Here is a 20,029-nt window from a genome sequence, read left to right as displayed (position 1 = left end):
CAGTTTGTTCCAAGGAGTAGGCGATCGTGGACATCCAAGCACTGTTGGGCGACGAGGCTGAATCGCTCTTATCACATGAATCCAAGACCATTCCCCGCGAGGATTTGAGCCTTCCCGGTCCAGATTTTGTGGACCGGGTACTTGCCAGCACCGACCGCTCGCCCCAGGTGCTGCGCAACCTCCAGTCGCTGTTCGACCACGGCCGGCTGGGCGGCACCGGCTACGTGTCCATCCTCCCGGTGGACCAGGGCATCGAGCACTCAGGCGCCGCCTCGTTCGCCCCCAACCCCCGATACTTCGATCCCGCCGGCATTGTGGAGCTGGCCATCGAGGGGGGCTGCAACGCGGTGGCCTCCACCTTCGGCGTTCTGGGGGCCACCTCCCGTCGTTTCGCCCACCGCATTCCCTACATCGTCAAGCTCAACCACAACGAGCTGCTGACGTACCCCAACAAGTTCGACCAGGTGATGTTCGGGTCGGTGGACCAGGCCTACGACCTGGGCGCGGCCGGCGTGGGGGCCACCATCTACTTCGGCTCAGAAGAGGCCACCCGCCAGATCCAGGAAGTGGCCGAGGCCTTCTATCGGGCCCACGAGCTCGGGATGTTCGCCGTGCTGTGGTGCTATCTGCGGAATTCTGACTTCAAGGTGGACGGCACCGACTACCACGCCGCCGCCGATCTCACCGGTCAGGCCAACCACATCGGGGTGACCATCGAGGCCGACATCATCAAGCAGAAGCTCCCCGAGAACAACGGCGGCTACACCGCCCTCGGGTTCGGCAAGACCCACAAGCTGGTGTACGACGAGCTGACCACCGACCACCCGATCGACCTCACCCGCTGGCAGGTGGCCAACTGCTACATGGGCCGCATCGGGCTGATCAACTCCGGCGGCGCATCGTCGGGGGCCAGCGATCTGGCCGAGGCAGTGCGCACCGCGGTGATCAACAAGCGAGCCGGCGGCCTGGGCCTCATCAGCGGTCGCAAGGCCTTCCAGCGCCCCGTCGCCGAGGGCGTCGAACTCCTCAACGCCATCCAAGACGTCTACCTCTCCGACTCGGTAACCGTCGCCTAGCAATGGGAGTCTCAGACACGCCTGCGGATCTCACACCCCTCATCGGCATATTGGATCGCGGCGACAGGCCTACTGATGTGGCTCGTGACGAGCAAGAGATGATCGACGAGGCATTTGGCCAGGAATTCGACCGGAAACTAAGGGACCGCGGTGTCGTTGAGTGATGCGTGTCTTAATTGCCATGCTCGCTGAGGTGAAACGCCGCCGCCGCAGCCAAGGAATGCTCGACATGATCGCTTCATGGGAGGCAGAGGAGGGTTCAATCAGCCCTAAGCATCTTGAGTGGGCCGATGCCATTCTCGACCGACAGAGAGTTGATCGTTGACGCTGGCTCACTGATTCAGAAACCTCCGACGTGGTCGATGCCCACCTCACCGTGGTCGCAGAAGGTTTGGGCACATTCATCCTCACCACCGACCACGAGGAAATGACAAGGCTCAACGCCCGCTTTGAGCGCTACTGAAGTCAGGAAGAACCCCCCGGGGCACTACCGGTTCGGTTTCGAGTGAGGATGTGCCAATTCTGGCGCGCTTTGCCTCGTTAGAGGCGGTGTTGGACGAGACTCGGCAGGAACCGCACTTGTTCTATCTGGCTCTGAATGGAAGAAATTTGGTCTCTTGACTTGACAAACCCCACTTTACCTTGCCAACAGGTGATGTTGGACGCTTCAACGATTAGCGCCTTCGATGGTTGAGAGGCAATTGTGCCGCTTCTGATATACGTCACGGCGGGAAGGGCTGTACCCCGTTGTCTGCATGGACTTGGGGGGTGGTGTCGCCCATCGTGGTTGGTGATTTGGACCTCTCACAAGGCTTTGCCATTCAAGGGCTCTCGTAAAGTGCTGAGGCCGGGCCACTGGTTGTATCGGAATCTGGGAAATCAGACCGAAGGGAAACCAAATGAAGGATCAAGCTGCCATTTCCGTCGACGTGTTCGTGGGAGTTGATATCGCCAAGCAGGACCACTGGGCCTGCGCGATCACAGCCGAGGGCGATGAACTGTTCTCCCGTGCGGTGGCCAACGACGAGTGCGCCATTGATGCGCAATTCGACGAGATTCAGGCCCACGGCACAGTCGCTGTGATTGTCGACACGACGAGCCCTGTGGCCCATTTGCTGCTGAGGGTGGCGGCGGAGCGGCAGGTGCCCGTGGCCTATGTGCGAGGTACGGTGATGCGCCAGGCGGCAGGGACGTATGCGGGAGAGGCCAAGACCGACCCGAAAGACGCGTTTGTCCTGGCCGACTACGCCCGGCGAAACACCGACCGACTGACATGGCTCGAGGTGGAGGACCCACAGCTGACTCGGCTCCGGCTTCTCAACAGCCGCGACGTCGACTTGGCCACCGATGCCAATCGAGCTGTCCAGCGGTTGCGCCAGGCTCTGACGGCTGTTTCGCCTGCTCTGGAGCGCGTCGTCGGCAAACAACTGGCATCCACTGCGGGGGTGCGTGACCTGCTCGAACACTGGCCCACTCCGTCCGCGCTCCAAGCCGTTGGGCGGGCCCGCATACGCAGCCGCATCGCCAAGCGCTCACCCCGCTCCGCCGACAAACTCGCCGATGCCATCTGGAGTGCCCTCGGGGCACAAACCGTCGCTGCTGATGAGGAGGAAACGTGGGGGGAGATAATTGTCGATCTTGCCGGTGACATCAATCGCGTCAACAGCCGACGAAACCAGATTGCCAAAGACATCAAGGCCATCTACAAGTCCCACCCCCTGGGCAAGGTACTCGACAGCATGTGCGGGTTCGGCCCCCGAACCGGCCCCCGGGTACTCGCCGAAATCGGCAATCCTCATCGCTTCGAAACCGGCGCTCAGCTCGCCTCGTATGCCGGACTCGCCCCGGTAGACCGCCAATCAGGTCGTACCAAGACCACTCGCCGCTCCAAAGGCGGAAACCACCGCCTGAAGAACGCCATGTTCTTCGCCGCGTTCGTGGCTAAACGGCACGATCCTGCTGCCAAGGCTCACTACGAAAAGAAGCGCGCCGAGGGCAAGAGCCACAAAGCCGCTGTGATCAGCGTCGCCCGCAAGCGCTGCGACATCATCCTCGCAATGCTCAAGACGCAAACCCCCTATAGAAGGCCCCAACTTGAGGAACTCGCTTTAGCAGCCTGAAGCCAACTGTTCAGCAGTCTGGCCAATTCCCCGCAGGAGCCGCCGTGAATTAGACAAGGCACCCTCTCAGATTTACTTCTGGCCATGACGCGACGTGTAGTGGCCATGACGATGTTGGTATGCCTATTTGCCGCGGGCCTTGCATTTGCGATTGGCAGGGTCCCGTCGCAAACCGCAGCAGCCATTCCCACGTCCTCGACAGCCGCGTCCGCTGGCCTAGCGCCAGCTTCGACGCCGCCTGGTCCGCCATCATGGGTTTGGATTGCCTGCGCCGCCGACGGCGTGACGCTCACGGTGGGGTGGACTGCTGGCAGCGGCGCGACCGGCTACGAGGCCGAGGAGGACGGCAGCGACCTGAGCAGTTGGAGCGGTACTGCGACGTCGTTCACCCGCACCTCGACTCCGGGCGAGTTTTACCGCTGGAGAGTCAGGTCGACTGGGCCGGGCAACACCGCATCGGCCTGGACGGGGTGGTCGGGAGGATTGTGCCCTGCGCTCCCCGATCCCACGCCCGACCCCACGCCCGACCCCACGCCTGATCCCCCCCCGCCGGTAGCTGCGCCGGGAGTGCCAACGGGGTTGTCGGCAGTGGTGGGCTCAGACAACGCGTCGATCGACATTGCCTGGACCGCGCCATCGGGCGTCGACGGAGTTGAATTGCACATCGCGTCAGCCTCAAATCCCTCAGCGCCGTTTACCCAGGAGTTCGCCAGCACCCACACACCTGACGCCAACGGCATTATGCACACCTACCATGCGGCCGCTGGTGAGACCTACAGCGTCAAGGTTCGGTCGTACAAGACTGGCAGCGACAACACAAAGACCCATTCGATGTGGGCTCCGACAACCACCGTATACATCCCACCGCCAGTACCAACAGGCGTCACCGCGGCATTGGGGTCGGATCTGAAGTCAATCAACGTTTCGTGGACGGTGCCGACAAGTGCCGCCGGTGTAGAACTGAGCATCGCGTCTCAATCAAGCCCGCCGGTGGTGTTCACCCAGGAATTCCCCAGCTCCCATCCAAGCAGTGCCAGCGGGGTGATGCATACCTATCAAGCCAAGCCGAGTGAGGCGTATGAAATCAAAGTTCGCTCCTACCGAACTGGCAGCGGCTCGACGAAAATTCACTCAACCTGGTCAGCATCCATCGATCTGGTTATCCCTCCGGAGATGGATGCGTGCTTCCTCGTCGCAGATTCGAATGGTGGATCGGATCAACTGAAGTGCTTTTGGACCAATGCGGCAAGCGCTTCAGGGTATGAATTGGAAGTTATGAGCAGCGCATCTGAAGGTGCCGCATCAGGACAAGGTGCATCTGGGGCGTCAATGTCGAGGTTGACCCTTCAAATATCGCAGACCCTCTCGACTAGTTCGTCTGCTTCGATCTTCAAGACTATAACAGATGTGAACAAGTCCCAAGAATACGATGTGCGAGTAAGGGCAAAGCACGCTTTCTCGACCGATCCAAGAGTCCACACTTGGAGCGCCTGGTCACCTTCCATTCCAGCCGACCTAAGGAAGTTGATCGACATTGTCCCGCGCTGCGTGCAAACTTCGACAGAAGCCACTGTCCTTGGCAAGTATCCCGTGAAATGCTATCTGCCGTACTTCAACAAGGTTGTCCTAAACATCTACAAGACAGTAACCGTAAACGGTGTCAATCAAGATCAAGTCCAAGTAACCAAGACTGTGAACGGTGGAATCTCAGATACAATCTTGCTAGCACCAGGCAGCTATTTTCCCAGATGGCGGTTTCATAGCAAGACCGAATTGTCTTCAATCCCAGATCGCACAACTGAGAAGGGAAGACAAGATTTCGCGAGAATCAGATTAGAGGTAGAGTCCCTCAGCGAGTCCGAGTGTCCGTCTGATTTATCCATTTACTCACCGCTGAGTACGAATAACAGCATCTCAAGCAGCTTTATGTTCCGACAGCATCCTACGGATCATGCTCTCAAGATTCATACTGGAACAGATATGGGCGGACCAGTCGGTCAAGCAGTGAGGGCCGCTCACAGTGGACGTATATTTTGGGCTAGCTTTCCGATTGAAGGTGTCACAGGCGGGAGTGGTTATGGCAATTACATTGTAATTCAGCACCAAGAAGATGAGAATGATTCCAATAGTATCACGTGCTGGTATACATATTACACACATTTAGCCCACCCGGATCACGTAGCAAGCTCCAAAGAATGCAAAGCGGCAGCGACGTTGTATACAGCGACGCCCTCGCCAAGGCCATTTGTGGAGGCCGGACACATAATTGGCTGTGTTGGTAACACCGGCACGTCTACGGGTTCACACTTGCACTTTGAAATGCGCCGGAAGTTCAACAGCAGCGAACTGAACAACAGGATTACGTATCGTCGGGAGCCATTGGAATTCTTGTTCCCGTCGGGTGTGGCCCGGGGCGAGTCTGAATTGGTACAGCGATCGGTGAAGATTGGCTGTCCGTCATTGCAAGCAGAGGCCAACAATTGCTCCTGGGGTACCCAGAGAGTGGCTGCACCTCCCGTCGTATGGTGTTCTTCGGATTTCTCGTCGGTGACGTGGAAGTGGAGCATGCCCCAGGGGGTGTCTGAGTTCCGGACCAGTACGAGTGCAGCTACTGAATTGAGTAGCTGGAATTCTCGATCAGACGTTTCAGACAGGACATTGAGACTGACTGGGAATCCGGGCCAGCGGAAAACGCTATATGTGCAGGCGAAGAGGAGCACTGAGGCCTATTGGTCGTGGTCGGGAGCCGCTTCTTGTGTCGTCCAGCCTGCGAACATTCCGATCTCTTGTACTTCTACGGGAACCTCCATTACTTGGACCTGGTCCAAGCCGTCTACTGCGACAGCTCAGGAGATCAGCCTTGATGGGTCGTCGTGGACCAGCCACACGCTGGGGTCGAAGACTGAGGAAGGCTTGTCTGCTGGTGATGAGAAGACGCTGCAGGTAAGAGCGCGGGCAAGCGGTGATATCTATTGGTCTTGGTCAAGCTCGAAATCTTGTGCAACAAATTCGCCGAACTCTCCAACGCCACCGCCTGCACCGCTGGCTACGCCGGATGTGTCGTGTACTGCCAATTCAAATTCGATCTCCTGGTCGTGGCCGGCGGTGACAGGGGCGACGAAATACCAGACGAGTTCTGATGACTCGACGTGGTCCGAGCAGACCGGCCTTTCGAAATCCACCACCAGTTTGTCGGCGGGTGTGAGCGCCACGCTGCATGTGCAGGCTGGCAACGACTCTGGTTGGTCGTCGTCGGACTCGGCTATGTGTACTACGATTCCGGCTCCGCCGTCGGTGTCGTGTACCGCCGATGAGGATTCGATCACCTGGTCGTGGGGGTCGGTGATGGGGGCGACGAAATACCAGACTAGATTCGACCTCGGCGGCCAGCTCGGCGTTGGCCAGTGGTCTGAACAGACAGGCCTGTCGAAAACCCGCGATGAACTGTCGGCAGGCATCTCGCTGACGCTAGATGTGCAGGCGGGCAACGACTCGGGCTGGTCAGGCACTGACTCGGAATCCTGTACCACCACTCTGTCCGTACCACCTGTGCCGGATGTGTCATGCACTGCCGATGAGGATTCGATCACCTGGACCTGGCCGGCGGTGACAGGGGCGACGAAATACCAGACGAGCTCTGACAACTCGACATGGTCTGAGCCGACTGGCCGGTCGAAGATCAGCGATGACCTGTCGGCAGGCACTTCGCGGACGCTGTATGTGCAGGCGGGGAACGCCGCGGGTTGGTCGGACTCTGACTCGGCCACCTGCACAACTATCCCGGGGGCGCCGTCGGTGTCATGTACCGCCGATGAGGATTCGATCACCTGGTCGTGGGGATCGGTGACGGGGGCAACGAAGTATCAAACCAGGTTCTACCTCGGCAGGGATCTGGGCTATGGCCGGTGGTCTGAGCCGACTGGCCGGTCGAAGATCAGCGATGACCTGTCGGCAGGCATCTCGCTGACGCTAGATGTGCAAGCGGGCAACGCGGCGGGCTGGTCGTCGTCGGACTCGGCCGCTTGTACCACGATTCCGGCTATGCCGTCGGTGTCGTGTACTGCCGATGAGGATTCGATCACCTGGACCTGGCCTGCGGTGAGGGGGGCGACGAAGTACCAGACGAGCTCTGATGATTCTGATGACTCGGCGTGGTCTGAGCCGACTGGCCGGTCGCAGACTAGCGATAACCTGTCGGCAGGCACTTCGCGGACGCTGTATGTGCAGGCGGGGAATACTTCGGGCTGGTCAGGCTCGGGCTCGGCTACGTGCACCACGATTCCGGCTATGCCGCCGGTGTCGTGTACTGCCGATGAGGATTCGATCACCTGGACCTGGCCTGTGGTGTCTGGGGCAACGAAGTACCGGACCAGCCATACGGTTGGGCTGTCTTCTGACTGGGTTGAGCAGACCGGCCGGTCGAAGTCCCGAATCGATATGTCAGCGGGCTTGCAATCGACGCTGTTCGTGCAGGCGGGCAACGCGGCGGGTTGGTCGAATTATGGTTCGGCGACTTGTACCACGATTCCGGGTGCGCCGTCGGTGTCGTGTACTGCAGATGCCGACTCGATCACCTGGACTTGGCGGATCGTGGTGGGGGCGACGAAGTACCAGACGAGCTCTGACAACTCCACGTGGTCCGAGCACTCTGGCCTGTCGAAGACCAGCGACAGCCTGTCGGCGGGTGCTTCGGGGACGCTGTATGTGCAGGCGGGGAATACTTCGGGCTGGTCGTCGTCGGGCCCGGCGACTTGTACCACGATTCCGGGTGCGCCGTCGGTGTCGTGCACCGCCGATGCCGACTCGATCACCTGGTCGTGGGGATCGGTGACGGGGGCAACGAAGTACCAGACCAGGTATCACCTCGCCGGTTTTGGCTATTCGTCCTGGGAGGAGCAGACCAGCACTTCGAACTCATACGACGAGCTGTCTGGTGGGGTCCAGCTGACTCTGCAAGTGCAGGCAGGCAACGCGGCCGGCTGGTCGGGCACGGACTCGGCTGCCTGTACCACGATTCCGGCTGCGCCGTCGGTGTCGTGCACCGCCGATGCCGACTCGATCACGTTCACGTGGCTGGCAGTTGGGGGAGCGACGAAGTACCGGACTGCTCATCCCTTAGCTGAGTGGGCTGAGCAGACCGGCCGGTCGAAAACGTTCGACGACCTGTCGGCTGGCATAACACTAGTTCTGATCGTGCAGGCGGGGAACGCCTCTGGCTGGTCGGGCTCGGATTTCGCGACCTGTACCACGATTCCGGCTGCACCGTCGGTGTCGTGCTCCTCGACTTCTACTTCGATCACTTGGTCGTGGCCGACGGTAACGGGGGCGACCAAGTACCGGACCAGGTTCTACCTCGGCCAGGATCTGGGCTATGGGCAGTGGTCTGAGCAGACGGGCAGGTCCAAGACGAGTTCTGGGCTGTCGTCGGGCGATTCGAGTCTGACGTTGTATTCGCAGGCTGGCAACGCCGCTGGCTGGTCGTCGTCGGATGGGGCTACCTGCACGACTATCCCGGCTGCGCCGGACGTCTCATGCACCAGCACAGCCTCGTCCATCACTTGGACCTGGCCAGCTGTCACCGGGGCAACGAATTACCGCACCAGCTACAACAGATCAACTTGGACCGAGCAGACTACGCGGTCCAAAGCCAGCACCGGCCTCGATTCCGACACGACGCAGACTCTGTACGTGCAAGCTGGAAACTCCGGCGGCTGGTCGTCTTCGGACTCGGCTGCCTGCACCACAAGCTCGACAGGGAAGTAGCACAGTTTCCATATACCCTAAGGGCAGAATGCGGTTCACAGCAGGTCGCCCGAAGAAGTTGAGGAATGGTCGCTGCTCTTGGGCAAGGCTGTTGCTGGCTCTTGGTTTGGCAGTGGGGGCGTGTTCCGCCGGCACTCCGGAAGAAGCTGCTGTTCCGGGAGGGCCTGGTAACGAGGCTGCGTCGCTCCAACCGACGGTAGTGCCTATGCCGGTTGAGGCTGCGACTCCTTCTGCGGTGGCATCTGCAATTCCCACGTCGGCACCGACGGAGACGGTGGTTCCTACACCGGTGTCGACTGCGATGCCAGTTTCGACTGTGGTCCCGGTCCCGGCTGCCACATCGGTTCCGTCTGTGACGCTGTTGCCGGAGTCGATTTGGGAGGTGGGGTGGGGAGAACGTCTGTGGGTAGGGGTTTCAGCGGGATGGGACTTTGCGTGTGGGCTGAGGGAAGGGGGCGAGGTGGAGTGCTGGAGCGAGATTCTCCACGGTAGCCAGAACTATTACGGGCAATTGGATGCCCCTGAGGGCCGATTTACGGCAGTGTCGTCAGGAGCAACGCATTCGTGCGGTATCAGGGTTGATCACACCCTTGAGTGCTGGGGCGATTCGTTCTATGGGAAGTTGAAGGTGCCAGACGGGGAGTTCGAGGCGGTGGATGCGAGCAGGAATCATTCGTGCGCGATACGGGCCAATGGCGCGGCGGTGTGTTGGGGTTACCCCAATGACGGGTTGTTGGATGCGCCTGAAGGCGAGTTCACAGCAGTAGATGCGGGCTGGTCGCACACGTGCGGCCTCAGAGTTGGTGGGGCGGTGGTGTGTTGGGGCGATGCTTTAGCAGAGTGGTACGGGCAGGTGCCGGAGGGAGACTTCACCGCGATCGCTTCGAGTCGGGACGGTTCGTGCGCGTTGCAAGCTGATGGATCGGTGGTGTGTTGGGGCATGTACCGATCACACACAGGAGTTGTCGAGGGCGTGTATGAAGGCGTCGTTGCTGGGGGGTACTACGCCTGCGGGCTGCGGGCGGATCGCTTGGTAAATTGTGGGCTCCCTCAGGCACCTTCGCACGATTACTTTGCCTCTCTGCCCGGCGAGATCGGATTTTCATCGGTGTCGGTTGGGGGGTGGGTGGTCTGCGGGTTGCGCAAGCACGTTGTTGTAGAGTGTTGGAGCGACCGGGACGGCAGGGACTTGGAGGAGCCGTTGTTGTCGACGGCGAATTCCGCATCGGGCACCTGGACGGCGGTGTCGGCAGGCGGCTACCACACCTGCGGGATCAGAACTGATCAAACCGCGGCATGCTGGGGTGACAACGAGTTCGGCCAATCAGAAGCACCCGACGGCCAGCTCATTTCCATTTCGGCGGGTGTGGACCCCACCTGCAAGTGGCCACCGTGGCCCGCGGTGGAGTGCTCGGGCGGATACCACTCCTGTGGTGTTCGTGTTGGTGGAGCGGTGGTGTGCTGGGGCGACAACACCTACGGGCAGACAGACTTGCCCGACGGCGAGTTCGCGTCTGTGTCGGCTGGCGGGGCGCATACTTGCGGGCTGCGCACTGAACGAACTGTGGAGTGCTGGGGTGACAACGAGTTCGGCCAATCAGAAGCACCCGACGGCCAGTTCATCTCGATTGCTGCTGGTGGGTCGCATTCCTGTGGCGTTCGTGTTGGTGGGGCGTTGGAATGCTGGGGCAGCAACGAGTACGGACAGGCTGCCTCTCTTGACGGCGAGTTCATCTCGGTGTCGGCTGGGGTAGTGGTCAACTGCGCCCAACGGGCCGACCAGGCAATCTTGTGCTGGCCAACAGAAGAGCAAAGCCAGACGGCCTACGAAGTCAGCGGGCTGTCACATTATTCAGTCGGGCTTACGTATGGATGCGGGATGAGCCACGACGGAATAGCAAGCTGCGACGATAGCCGACCCTCAGGCGCCTTCACCACCGTGTCCAGCGGGATTGTCCATGAGTGCGGGCTGCGTCCCGACAAGACTCTGGAGTGTTGGGGTGATTTCAGCCGCGGCCAGCTCGACATGCCGTGAGTTGGATTGCCTCTTCGATCTAGCTCGCCTCTTCGATTCGGTCCATGAGCTCGAGATAGGCGGGAGCTTGGCGCAGTTGGCTGTAGGTGTCCATGACCTTTTTGAAGCCTTGGCTGTGTTGTTGGTGTTTGAGGGTGGGGGGCCAGGAGAGGTGGCCTTCGATGTAGGTGAGTTTGAGGACGGAGCCAGAGAACCTGATGTCGCCGCTGCTGAGGAGGTAGCCGAGGCGAGTGTCGGTGTGGAGCCATTCGGTGAGGGTGTGCCAGTGGAGTCGCAAGCCGATGTCGGTATCCGCCTCTGCGGGGGGCACAAGGTGGTGGGTGCCGTCGGAGTTGAGGCGGACGGCGAGCTCGGCGTCTCCGAAGGGAGTGGCGTGTACCTCGAGGGCCAGGTCGACGGTGCGGGTTGCGACTTCCTGGAGGCCGGGGCGGTTCACGTTGGCAATGCCCAGCGGGCAGGTCTGGTGATTGCGTCCGATAATGACGGTGGTGCTGTTCATGGTCTCTGTCGCGGTGAGTAGGCCCAGCAGGTCTCCGGCGTCGCAGTCGATCGAGCGGATCAGCGTCAAGTTGGGATTGCGTACGGCTTGTCCCGGAACCCATGCGGCCAGTTCGTTCTCGCTGAAGAGCTGTTGGTGAACCACGGCGCGGTCTTGCGGGGTGATGGCTCGGTGCTCGACGACAAAGTCGCATCGTTCGGGTATGGCTTTGGGAAGCGGGACCGGTGTTTGCTCGAACCAGGCTGCGGTTCCGAAATTCTTAGACAATGGGGATGGCATTGAGGACCTCGTCGAGGAGTTGTTGGCGGGGCAGAATGTGGTCGTCGTTTTCCACACCGACGCCGTTGAGGTACACGGCCAGGCTTGCCTTTCGGCTGGGATCGTGGAAGGCGAAGGAGTTGGCCAGTCCGGCGGTGTGGCCAACGGTGCCGGGGCCGACGGCTTTGGAGATGCCCTGGAGGTCGACGTCGGTCATCAGCCCCGCAGCCCACTTTGTCGGGCGGAGCAGTATCGGATCGTGTCTGAGCGGGCGGCCGTCATCGAGCAGGTTCGCCAACAGGGCGGGCGAGGGGAGTCCGGGCTGGGCGTACCCGGCCATGACTTCCCCCACTGCTTCGAACAGCCGGGCCACGCCTCCCATGGTTGCGTAGGCGCCCATGGCCAGCCTGGCCTCGCGAATGCGGGAGGGCAAGAACTCAGTGAGCATGGGGAGGGGATCGACCGGCAAGCCGATGACCGGAACTCGAATGCGGCTGCGGGCTGCTATGGCCGATTCCGGGTCGATGAGGATCTCGCCGGACAGTCCCAGCGGCTCTAGCAGCTCTTGAGTGCAGTAGTGGCTTGGGGGGTGTCCGCTCAACTCTTCGATGATGTGCTCGACAACTAACCCCCCGGCTATTTCGCTGTAGCCGGCACCGAGATTGCCGCTCATTCGGTTGAGCAACTCCTGCCTTTGATCGGCTGGAGTCGATCTCCAAATATAGGCAGAAGGTTCAGCCAAGTCAGCTTCATGGGCGGCAAGAATGCGATAGGTCAAACTCTCCGGAACCCAAGCTGGCAAATCGACAATCTGATCGAGGGGATCATCTGGTCCGAAACCGTTGGTTTCGAGCGCATAGCCTAAGAGGAGATAAGCCATTGGTTTGACGATGCAATATACGTTATGCAGGGCATCCGCAGTCATATCGGCCCCACATCCTGCCTGGCCAACCCCGACATTCACCACTGAAATGCCGTTGACCCCTATTGCCAGTTGACCGCCTGCTGCGAATATTCCTTCGTCGGTCAATTCGCGCAACAGATCAATGACAATATCCTCTAACTTACTGTCAGACATGCGACCTGTATTTTTGGAATCTTGTGAGCATCGTAGGCCTCATTTGGCCAGTAGTCTTGTTGTGCAACAATAGCAAATGAAATGAGCAAAAAGCCAAGCAATTAAGCGTAATAATTCCGGCCGGTATTTCGTGCTCAGATACCAGTTTGGATCTGATGAAACGAGATGATGTAGGCCAAGCAGTCTGATAACGGCCCCGGCAACAAGCTGTCGGTGATGCTGTCAGAACGGCAAAGGACGTAGTCGTTGGGGCTCAAGCCGGTCGGTCCCCACCCGCGCCCTGACGTGATGGCATCATAAGTAAGCTCTGTTTTGATTGTGAGGTATAAATGAGGCGCGCTCTGGTGTTGGCGGTGGTGCTGTGTGTGGGTGCGGCGGGGTTTGCTGCACCTCTTGGGGGGCAGACCCCGGATGATTCAGCGGCTCCGCCTGGGCCGCCGGCTAAGACTCACGTGGGCCTGGCCGCGGGGCTGGTCGAGGAAAGCGGTGCAGGCGGGGCAGCGGGCTCTGAGGCATTCGTTCCGGTTCCGGCAGTGTCCGGTACGCCGCCAGGCGACGGCCCGCTCGACGATGGTGCGGCCGGGCTTGATGGGTCTGGTGCCGGAGGATCGTCCGATAGTGACGGTGATCCGCCCGATCCGGCACCAGAGCCGCCTGCGATGCCGGTCGCAGAGGGCAGTGGTTCACAGGTGCCGGTTTCAATCGAAGGGGAATTCGGGCCCGCCCCGGAAGGCTTTGAGGGGGTGGCGCCGTGTGGTGATGGGCATGTGTGCGGCAAGTCGGCCCTTCTCCCCCCGCCAACGGGCTTGGCGTGTTCGGTGACGGCTACATCGATCGTGTTTTCGTGGAATGCGGTTACAGGAGCCGATGACTATACGGCGAAGATCCAGTTTGACACGCCGGGCAGCACTCAGACGTCGATGACCACATCGTCGACGTCGGTGACGTTTGCCGAGTTGACCTCGTCGACGAGGTACTACGTCTCTGTGCATTCCAACGTGGGAGGTGTGGCCCAGTATTTCTCGGGAGTCTATTGCTCAACAGCGGTGGGCCCGACGACGTGCGGGACGGTGTCGGCTACCACGGTGCGGCTGGACTGGCGGGCCGACTCCCGGGTTCACAATTGGTATGCGGCTCGGGCGACCACAGGGGGGAATTACGTTGATGGGCGGTCCATTTCGGGGTCGACACTGACCACGACGTTCACTGGCCTGTCCGAGAATGTGTCATACACGTTCTATTTCTGGTGGCAGGCGTCGCAGACAGGCCCTTGGAACCAGGTCCTTCCCAGCACAGCCTGCACGACGGTGTCGCCGCCGGTAGCGCCTTCGGTTACCTGCACGACAACGGTGAGCAGCATCACGGTGACCTGGGGATCGGTTGCGCATGCGGTTCGGTATCAGGTTTCCAAGGGTGCAGGATGGGCGACAGCCTCGGGCCTGAGCCATGAATTCTCCGACCTGACAGCGTCGACCACCTACACGGTGAGCGTCCAGGGCGGCAACGCGGCGGGTTGGGGTGCGACCGGGACGGCGAGTTGCACGACAAAGGCGCCGCTTCTGCCAGCGCCGACGGGGTTGTCGTGCTCGGCGACGCCCACAGCGATTTCATTCTCTTGGAACACGGTTGCGGGCGCCGACAGCTACTCGGCGAGGATCCAGTTGGCGGAACCGGGCAGTTCCCAGACACAGCTCAACACGACTGCGACGTCGGTAACGTTCACCAGCTTGTCTCCGTCCACGACCTATTGGGTGAGCGCACTCGCAGTCAAAGACGGCGACCCCCAGCACTTTGCCGGGGTGAACTGCACCACCCTGGCTGACATTGCCGCGCCGGTCGTGTCGTGCAGGGCCACGTCGAACAGCATCTTGGTGTTTTGGCAAGCAGTGCCGAGCGCCACGAAGTACCGGACCAAGCTGGGCAGCGGAGTTTGGACCGCTGACTTGACGACGACGTGGCATACATATTCAGATCAGTCGCCTGGCACGTCGTACAGCGTTTCGGTCCAATCAGGCGCAGCGGCAGGGTGGGGCCAAGTGGGCACCGCTACCTGTGTGACCGCGGCCACTGGGCTGAGCTGCGGAGCGGCGACCATCAACAGTGTCGTGCTGAACTGGGACCGCAGGTCCAGCGTGAGGTACTGGTACGCGGCGCGAGCTGTGCCCGGCGGCTTCACCGATGGCAGAACCCTCGACGGGACGGTGACCACGACGTTCACTGGCCTGGCCAAGGGCACGTCATACGTGCTTCGCCTGTGGTGGTGGGACGGCACCAATTGGAACGAGGTGACCCCGTCGCCAATGTGCTCAACGACGCTCGTAGCCGCCCCGGTAATCTCGGATCACCGTACCGGGGGCACCACCCTTACCGTCGAGTGGACCCCGGTAGAAGGTGCCGAGGTGTACCAAGCGAGGTACCAGCCCCGCCAGCCGCAGGGGGCTTCGGGGGCCTCGGGGTCCTCGGGGGCTGGACAGTGGGTAGTGGTGGTTTCGACGGGGACTTTCCACACCTTCACCGGCCTCAGCCCCGGCACCGAGTACACGGTAGAAATCCGAGCCGGCACAAGCAGCTCCCTTCATCAGTGTGCCGTGGGCTTTGATTTTGTTGCAGCATCGTCGCGGTGCTGGAGCGGGCAAATCCCTACTGTCCGGATTACGGCACCGGCGAAATGTACAACGAGCACCCTAAACAGGGTCACAATTTCCTGGGAAGACCCCGATGACCAATACAACTGGCGGGTCAGGCGGATAACGGGTCTCAACCAGTTCGTCGACACCAAGACGTTCGCCAAAGGCGGTGCCACAACAGCGGACTACACCGGGCTCCAGCCTGGCACGGGCTACGAGTTCGAGGTGTCGAAGCGCGCTGGTAGCTCCGGCGAATGGGATGACCACACCCCCTCCCTTCACTGCTCCACCCGGTCCAGCAACCCCCGGATTGACCAGTGTCCGAATACGGCAGACACTGACGGTACTGTGCGATGGACACCCAACGGTGCCGCTGGCTACCGCATTTCCATTCAAAGGGCTCCTGGCAACCCCAACTGGATCGTCACCAATGCCAACTACTACACCTTCACTGGACTTGCTGAAGGCATCACCTATACCGTGAATCTCCAAGCATGGAACACCTCCGGATGGAGCACAGGCACTACTTGCTCACTAATAACCTTGCCGTCAATACCCTCAGGCACTCTCACAACTTCAACAAGCACGAAGCACTATTTCACCAAAGGGACCGTCAAGGGAGTCCTCTACGCCGCAGGCAAGGCAATCAGCGATAAGGGAACATGTACAGCAGGAATGCCATCAACAAACAAGTTGGCTGCGATCATGTTGTCGATACCCATCCACGAATTGAATGCTGCCTTTAGCTCAACGTCATCACCAACTCCTATGACATTGAGTCGATGGGACAACCTCGGCCGGAAAATACAGACCCACCCAGGAGTGACCGAGGATAAGGACAAAACTGAGAGTCTGAACAAAAGGCTGTATTCTCATGTAACTAAGCAGGACTATGTGAGGGCATTCTGGAATCCAGGAGTTGGACTTTGGCAACTCGACCCATGGGACAATAGTCTAACATTGAATCATGCTGAACGTGCAGATACTACTAAGGGTGGTCTGGTCGTAGCATCGTATTTACTCAATCAATATTGTACTGGTATCAACACCCTAAAATCAAAATTGAACAGCATTTGGCACGGTTGTAGTAAAGATAATGTGCCAGATAGATGCTACAATACTTTTACAAATGAGTTGTATCATAATGCGAACAACGTTGACCAACTTAAGGTCAACTCAGTTGACGCCTTTGATGAAGTAGACGGTGGAGTTCGGGAGCGAACTTGCCGGTGGGCAACGAGTTCAACTGAAATAGCATGCTATCTATATGATGTTGAGTTAACTCAAGGATGGATGGACAAAGCCGAACTATTAGGCGCAGACAGTAATTTCGGGCGAACGCCATTATCAAAGGCATTTTTAGCCTTTACCGACCCCAATACCCGTCCAAATGCTGATCGCGATACGGGCACGAGGTATGCCGTATGGCCCAAGCAGTGGCCGCGTTCTTCACTCCAGACAAGCTGGCCCACAGATGTCGTGGCAACAGATAAAACGATTTTTAGAGCTGTCAAGCAAAAGGTGGAAGTCCGGTGCAGCCCCGGACTTGATCCGACACCGGAGCGTAGAGGTCAACGTGGCCATGTGGAAATAGGACAAGATTGCGCTGAGGAGACCTACAAGCCGTTTGGCGAGAGTATTGAGAATCATGACTTTTCCGGTAGCAACAAATTTGCAGAGGGCTGGTACGACGACTCAGTGCCCTTCCGGAATGGCGGCACGGTTGCGGACAGGCACAGTCTTCAAGTCCAGAACTGCGAAGCAGGAGTTGTATTCGGGCAAGCCGTCGTCTACTGCTGGTGGGTTGATGTCTAAGTGCGCTGCCTGCTGTAAGCGGGATGGATTGTTGAGTGTTCGGAGCGTTGTCGCGTTAGTGGTAGCAGTAGGACTTGCCGTTGCTGGTTGCGGCAGTGAAGGAGCAGATCGAAGTGAGGCCAGCGAGACGGCAGCTGCAGAACAATCCGCAGCCAGCTCCTCGGCAGACGGCGTGGCTTCCGGTACTCCTACTCCCTTGGCTACCCCCCTTCCTACAGCCGCTGCGACTTCCCCTGACACTGACGGGGAGCCGTCTCGGGATCAGGACGGGTTGAACGGGGACTCTCCGCTTGCGTCGCCTTCTGTCACGCCGAAGGTAGATAAGAACTCGGGCGATGATGGGACTGGGGAGGGCGTGGGGGAGGAAGATGCGACACCGCTGCCTCCATCTCTGGAGGATAACGATCGGTCTGAGGAAGATGTAGGCGAAGGAGTCGAATCGAGTGTTGACAAGGTTGAAGTTGATTCTTCGTCAATCACAGTGAGGGATTGTGTGGCGCGGGGGTTGGTACACAACAACTCCGACAAGCTGTTTGCCCGAAATGTTGTTATCACTCTCTTGTCACCAGACGGAGACGAGAGCGTAGAGTGGCATTGGCCGCTGACCATGCAACCCGGTGAGGAGGCACCATTCGAACTCGAGATCAGTTGGCCGAGCGAGGACATTATTGTTGAAGTAGCAGCCGATATGTCTGAAGAGCCTGATCTCAGCCGTTCATTTCTGGTAAATGTTGATGGAACACCGAGGGATTGGGGAAATAACAAATGGGAGCCCTATATCAATGTATATGATGAAAGATATTACGCTTTAGAAGGGACAGATGTATACGGAATAGAATATCTACACCCTTATCAAAATACGTTTACTCACATAGCCACATTTAGACAACAGTTTCCTGCTTCTTTGGTCAAGAGCAATGATATCGATACCGTTGTTCTGGAATATGATGGGATAGAGTTTTCAGATGTATATTTCAAGCCAGAGGTAATCTTCCCCGAACTGACTGTTCCAGGGGACGTCGTGTCCGTCGACAATTTACGCGTCTATCAGGCCATCCTGGAATCTTCTAGAGTCATTGATGTGAGAGAGCTAATTCCCTATACGATCGAAATGGAACAGGATGTCGACGGTTCACTTGTGGAAAGAGTTATCGCTCCGGTTGGCCAAGTGTCGAATCTGATGTCAGGAGAAGGTGGTCATTTCTACATCCTACATACCCTTCCCCTGGATTCCTTCGACCGCCGGTTCGTTGACGACGAAAGACACCAGCAGTTGTGGATGGGCGATGCCAATGGGGACGGTCCTTTTGATGGGGAGGCAGAGGGACCCGGGGCATTGAATGAAGGCGGATGGAGAGGTTTGCCTCCTGCTCCTTGTGACCCGCCCGCGGGAGGCTTGACATGGCGAAGGGTGGTTGCCACAAAAGGAGGAGATCATGAGTCTGATAAGCCGATGGGCTATTATGGAGTGTTTTCGCATTTTGACCCATCGCAAGATTTCGTTGGCAAACTCGTTGTTGACCGAGAGACGGTCACCGTTGCCGATGGCGTCATTCGGGGTGAGATTTTATATCTGCTGGAGGAATTAGACACTCCGCTTCTGGCAGCTGGAAGCGTATTTGTACATGCATCATCTGAAAACGACAGCGCCGCATGGGTGCGAGTGTGGCCCTTATATGATCTTCTATACCCAGGCAGGAGTGAACGGTTTGAGATCCATGGATGGACAGGCAGTAACCATGTTGACGAGATTGCCTTTAAAGTCTTCGGAACCTTCTGGATATCGTCATGGGAGGAGAAGGAGGAAACGGACGGTTCATTATACCGTGACTATCCATCCCAGTACATGAATCATAAAGTGATTGTTGAGCGCGATACCGTTATACTCGTGGATGGTGTTATCCGTGGTTTAGTGATCAACCAATCGGACCAATTGTTCGCTCGAGATGTTGTCGTAACTGCTTCAACAGGAAGTGGAAGCAATACAGCCACAGGTTGGCAATGGCCGTTGACAGTGCAACCGGGTGAACGAGCCCCGTTTGAAATAGCAGAATGGGGTGGAAGCGCCAACATCGAGGACATCGAATTCACAGTTTCATCAACGCTTTCAGAACGCGTAGATGTAAGTCGGTCATTCCAAATAATTCGCAATAGAGTAGGCATTGTGTATAGAGAAGGAATGGAAGACACATATCGTCAGGAAAGATACAATCGTCCACGGATTCCAACGGCTGACCCAGGTAATGTTCTGTATCATTATGAAGATGAATTCTTGAGTCTATATCCATATTTTCTGACAAGTGATGGCAAATTTGGCACTCAAGGTCTGTTCTACTTTGACTTCAATGCTGAACTGGAGGAAACAGATTCCCATCCAAATCTCAACGACGAGATAAGGTCTCAGGTTGTTGAGGATTTGAGAGCATATGTGGCCTTCTTTAACTCGGATATGGACGTCGTAGCCATAGAGGAGATTGAACCGTTGACCGCCATATATCAGCCACCAGAATACGAACCGAAGCTGATACCGGTGAGCACCGTCCCGACACCGAGCGCCCATGCGCGGCACTCGGTACGGTTATTGGTCACAATTCCCCGTGAAGACGCTCAGCAATCTAGCCAATATCAGTTCTTCCAGATATGGATAGGAGGAGCGCTCGAGCCTCGGTCGTGAATCGCTCCCTGTAGGGGCATGATGGGCTCGGAGGGGGCCAGCGATCTGGCTGGGGGCGTGTGCAAGCGAGTTGTCTGTGAGCGA

16 protein-coding genes and 3 pseudogenes are annotated in these 20,029 nt (G+C 58.5%); 9 read left to right on the top strand and 10 right to left on the bottom strand.

The window, feature by feature from the left end; all coding sequences use genetic code 11:
- The first annotated feature begins 23 nt into the window (after positions 1 to 23).
- The 3 genes from ACOGXH_RS11760 to ACOGXH_RS11750 all read left to right on the top strand — a co-directional run bounded on the left by ACOGXH_RS11760 (position 24) and on the right by ACOGXH_RS11750 (position 3,196).
- On the top strand, positions 24 to 1,076 hold the full coding sequence (locus tag ACOGXH_RS11760) for a class I fructose-bisphosphate aldolase (RefSeq protein ID WP_419930371.1): 1,053 nt from the start codon (positions 24 to 26) through the stop codon (positions 1,074 to 1,076).
- A 2-nt stretch (positions 1,077 to 1,078) separates the two neighbouring features.
- A complete protein-coding gene (locus tag ACOGXH_RS11755; RefSeq protein ID WP_419929275.1) occupies positions 1,079 to 1,240 on the top strand; it encodes a hypothetical protein in 162 nt (53 codons plus the stop codon).
- A gap of 735 nt (positions 1,241 to 1,975) precedes the next feature.
- Entirely contained in the window at positions 1,976 to 3,196 is a 1,221-nt protein-coding gene (locus tag ACOGXH_RS11750; RefSeq protein WP_419929274.1) for an IS110 family transposase, read from the top strand.
- 413 nt (positions 3,197 to 3,609) lie between these two features.
- Here the strand turns inward: ACOGXH_RS11750 and ACOGXH_RS11745 are convergent, their stop codons facing one another.
- The gene (locus ACOGXH_RS11745; protein ID WP_419929273.1) at positions 3,610 to 3,936 is read right to left on the bottom strand and encodes a hypothetical protein; all 327 of its coding nucleotides are present in this window, start codon (positions 3,934 to 3,936) and stop codon (positions 3,610 to 3,612) included.
- Between the two features lies 1 nt (position 3,937).
- Here ACOGXH_RS11745 and ACOGXH_RS11740 point away from each other — a divergent pair.
- A pseudogene (locus tag ACOGXH_RS11740) lies at positions 3,938 to 5,515 on the top strand (M23 family metallopeptidase); the annotation flags it as partial.
- Between the two features lie 650 nt (positions 5,516 to 6,165).
- On the opposite strand, the gene ACOGXH_RS11735 reads toward ACOGXH_RS11740, so the two are convergent.
- The 5 genes from ACOGXH_RS11735 to ACOGXH_RS11715 all read right to left on the bottom strand — a co-directional run bounded on the left by ACOGXH_RS11735 (position 6,166) and on the right by ACOGXH_RS11715 (position 8,775).
- Positions 6,166 to 7,023 carry a hypothetical protein gene (locus ACOGXH_RS11735; protein ID WP_419930406.1) on the bottom strand — a complete coding sequence of 286 codons (858 nt, stop codon included), beginning with the start codon at positions 7,021 to 7,023 and terminating at the stop codon, positions 6,166 to 6,168.
- 69 nt (positions 7,024 to 7,092) lie between these two features.
- Positions 7,093 to 7,524, bottom strand: a complete 432-nt coding sequence (locus tag ACOGXH_RS11730) for a hypothetical protein (protein ID WP_419930405.1) — start codon at positions 7,522 to 7,524, stop codon at positions 7,093 to 7,095.
- Positions 7,525 to 7,695: 171 nt separating this feature from the next.
- Positions 7,696 to 8,007, bottom strand: a complete 312-nt coding sequence (locus ACOGXH_RS11725; RefSeq protein ID WP_419930404.1) for a hypothetical protein — start codon at positions 8,005 to 8,007, stop codon at positions 7,696 to 7,698.
- Between the two features lie 66 nt (positions 8,008 to 8,073).
- Positions 8,074 to 8,265, bottom strand: a complete 192-nt coding sequence (locus ACOGXH_RS11720; protein ID WP_419930403.1) for a hypothetical protein — start codon at positions 8,263 to 8,265, stop codon at positions 8,074 to 8,076.
- 300 nt (positions 8,266 to 8,565) lie between these two features.
- The gene (locus ACOGXH_RS11715; protein WP_419930402.1) at positions 8,566 to 8,775 is read right to left on the bottom strand and encodes a hypothetical protein; all 210 of its coding nucleotides are present in this window, start codon (positions 8,773 to 8,775) and stop codon (positions 8,566 to 8,568) included.
- A 536-nt stretch (positions 8,776 to 9,311) separates the two neighbouring features.
- On the opposite strand from ACOGXH_RS11715, the gene ACOGXH_RS11710 reads away from it, so the two are divergent.
- Positions 9,312 to 10,994, top strand: coding sequence for an RCC1 domain-containing protein (locus tag ACOGXH_RS11710; protein ID WP_419929272.1), 1,683 nt, complete (start codon positions 9,312 to 9,314; stop codon positions 10,992 to 10,994).
- A gap of 19 nt (positions 10,995 to 11,013) precedes the next feature.
- On the opposite strand, the gene ACOGXH_RS11705 is transcribed toward ACOGXH_RS11710, so the two are convergent.
- Positions 11,014 to 11,772, bottom strand: coding sequence for a hypothetical protein (locus ACOGXH_RS11705; RefSeq protein WP_419929271.1), 759 nt, complete (start codon positions 11,770 to 11,772; stop codon positions 11,014 to 11,016).
- Positions 11,753 to 12,829: a serine hydrolase domain-containing protein gene (locus ACOGXH_RS11700; protein ID WP_419929270.1), complete on the bottom strand. Its 1,077-nt coding sequence runs from the start codon at positions 12,827 to 12,829 to the stop codon at positions 11,753 to 11,755. The genes ACOGXH_RS11705 and ACOGXH_RS11700 overlap by 20 nt, the downstream gene beginning before the upstream one ends.
- A 329-nt stretch (positions 12,830 to 13,158) precedes the next feature.
- On the opposite strand from ACOGXH_RS11700, the pseudogene ACOGXH_RS11695 reads away from it, so the two are divergent.
- Positions 13,159 to 14,547: pseudogene (locus ACOGXH_RS11695) on the top strand (fibronectin type III domain-containing protein); the annotation flags it as partial.
- Between the two features lie 26 nt (positions 14,548 to 14,573).
- Here the strand turns inward: ACOGXH_RS11695 and ACOGXH_RS11690 are convergent.
- Complete coding sequence (locus ACOGXH_RS11690) at positions 14,574 to 14,744, bottom strand: hypothetical protein (protein ID WP_419930401.1); 171 nt, start codon at positions 14,742 to 14,744, stop codon at positions 14,574 to 14,576.
- 57 nt (positions 14,745 to 14,801) lie between these two features.
- Positions 14,802 to 15,059: a hypothetical protein gene (locus ACOGXH_RS11685; RefSeq protein ID WP_419930400.1), complete on the bottom strand. Its 258-nt coding sequence runs from the start codon at positions 15,057 to 15,059 to the stop codon at positions 14,802 to 14,804.
- A gap of 70 nt (positions 15,060 to 15,129) precedes the next feature.
- On the opposite strand from ACOGXH_RS11685, the pseudogene ACOGXH_RS11680 reads away from it, so the two are divergent.
- From ACOGXH_RS11680 to ACOGXH_RS11670, 3 genes and pseudogenes are all read left to right on the top strand, one after another.
- Positions 15,130 to 15,333 (top strand): annotated as a pseudogene (locus ACOGXH_RS11680) (hypothetical protein); the annotation flags it as partial.
- Positions 15,334 to 15,417: 84 nt separating this feature from the next.
- A complete protein-coding gene (locus tag ACOGXH_RS11675) occupies positions 15,418 to 17,271 on the top strand; it encodes a fibronectin type III domain-containing protein (RefSeq protein WP_419930399.1) in 1,854 nt (617 codons plus the stop codon).
- A gap of 58 nt (positions 17,272 to 17,329) precedes the next feature.
- Positions 17,330 to 19,945, top strand: coding sequence for a hypothetical protein (locus ACOGXH_RS11670; protein WP_419929269.1), 2,616 nt, complete (start codon positions 17,330 to 17,332; stop codon positions 19,943 to 19,945).
- Positions 19,946 to 20,029 lie beyond the last annotated feature (84 nt).

Source organism: Candidatus Poriferisocius sp. (assembly GCF_965208355.1).
Lineage (GTDB): Bacteria > Actinomycetota > Acidimicrobiia > Acidimicrobiales > Bin134 > Poriferisocius.
This window is presented reverse-complemented; position numbering and strand designations above follow the sequence as displayed.